The sequence below is a fragment of the Ferruginibacter sp. genome (assembly GCF_031430955.1).
Classification (GTDB): domain Bacteria; phylum Bacteroidota; class Bacteroidia; order Chitinophagales; family Chitinophagaceae; genus Ferruginibacter.
This window is the reverse complement of sequence record NZ_JANPCM010000158.1, coordinates 1-1,666: the sequence shown is the minus strand read 5'-3', so window position 1 is coordinate 1,666 and position 1,666 is coordinate 1. Positions and strand designations below refer to the sequence as shown.

Below are 1,666 nucleotides of genomic sequence, written 5' to 3'. Positions count from 1 at the left end.
TAAACAAACTATAAAAGAGGTGTGGCCCAATTTAGAACTGTATATTAATGGCGGCGTTTCTTTTGTGCCTTACAAAGAACAGTTTGATAAAATTATTGGTGCAAAAATTAATTACTTAGAAATATACAATGCCAGCGAAGGTTTTATTGCCGGGCAGGTAAAACCTGATGATGACGGCTTGTTATTATTTACAGAACATGGCATTTTTTACGAGTTTATGCCGGTGGAAGAATATGGAAAAGATAAACCACAAACCGTAGGTTTAAAAAATGTGGTGCTCCATAAAAATTATGCATTAGTTATAAGCACTACCGGCGGACTGTGGCGGTATTTAATTGGCGACACAGTTATTTTTACTTCTATCAATCCTTATAAAATAAAAGTAAGTGGCAGGCTAAAACATTATATGAATGCTTTTGGCGAAGAAGTAATTGTAGATAACACTGACAAAGCTATCGCTGCTGCCTGCGAAAAAACCAATGCATTGGTAAGTGATTATACTGCTGCCCCTGTTTTTTTCAGCGATAATAATAATGGTGCACACGAATGGCTAATTGAATTTGAAAAAGAACCGGATAATATTACCGCTTTTATTTACGAGCTGGACAATGCCTTAAAAGATGTTAACAGCGATTACGAAGCCAAGCGCCATAAAGATATTGCCCTGCGCTTACCCATTGTACATGTATTACCTAAAGATAGTTTTAATGAATGGCTGAAAAGTAAGGGTAAATTAGGCGGCCAGCACAAAATACCCAGGTTAAGTAATGAGAGAAAAATGTTAGAGGAAATATTAAAAATGAATTTCTAAATTTAAAAATGGAAAATACTTCCCATTGTAAAAATTGCGGCCAACAATTAACAGGTAAGTTCTGCAGCAATTGTGGTGAAAAAGTTTATAATGAAAAAGATAAATCAGTTTTTTATTTATTGTCAGAAGGGTTTCATTTTATAACTCATTTTGAAGGTACTTTTTTTAATACTTTTCTTGTTCTTTTTACAAAACCGGGGAAATTCTCTTTTGATTATTGTAATGGTATTCATAAAAAATATTTTAAACCAATTTCATTTTTTCTCATGCTGGTAATTCTTTACCTGCTATTCCCCGTTTTTGACGGATTGAATATAAAGCCTTACTATCATGTAAGACACCCGCTGTATGGACATTATGCCATGAATAAAGCTATAGAAATAATGCAGTCACAGCATTTAAACGACACACAATTTGGTGAAGTTTTTCAACATACTTCCGAAAAAATATCAAAATTTTTATTGTTTATAATCATTCCTGTAATGGCTTGCTTCTCTTGGTTAATGAGCTTTAAAAAAAGAAAGTATTTTTATGATAATTTTATTTTTTCTATTGAAGCAAATTCTTTCTTTATCCTCTGGGGATTTTTAATTCTTCCTTTATTACTTCAGTTTTTAAAACTAATTTTCCCTGCTCTGGCAAATTGGTCTGATTTACAAATGCTTATTCCCATTATTAGTGTATTTATTATTTATTTAATTTTTGCATCAAAAAGATTTTTTCAATTTAAGTGGTGGTATAGTATTTTGTATTCGCTGTTGTTCACATTTACGCTAGCCATATTTATTCAATACATTTATAAATTCCTTTTATTTTACATTATCATTCACCTGATTTAAAAATTTTACTGGCGAT

The 1,666-nt window shown here is 31.5% G+C and carries 2 protein-coding genes and 1 pseudogene; all 3 read left to right on the top strand.

Annotated features, from left to right (window positions below; genetic code table 11):
• A partial coding sequence (locus tag ACY65O_RS04240; protein WP_462219602.1) for a GH3 domain-containing protein occupies positions 1-811 on the top strand: 811 nt, incomplete at its 5' end.
• 8 nt (positions 812-819) lie between these two features.
• A pseudogene (locus ACY65O_RS04235) lies at positions 820-1,083 on the top strand (DUF3667 domain-containing protein); the annotation flags it as partial.
• A 90-nt stretch (positions 1,084-1,173) separates the two neighbouring features.
• Entirely contained in the window at positions 1,174-1,650 is a 477-nt protein-coding gene (locus tag ACY65O_RS04230; RefSeq protein WP_462219603.1) for a hypothetical protein, read from the top strand.
• The last annotated feature ends 16 nt before the right edge of the window (positions 1,651-1,666 follow it).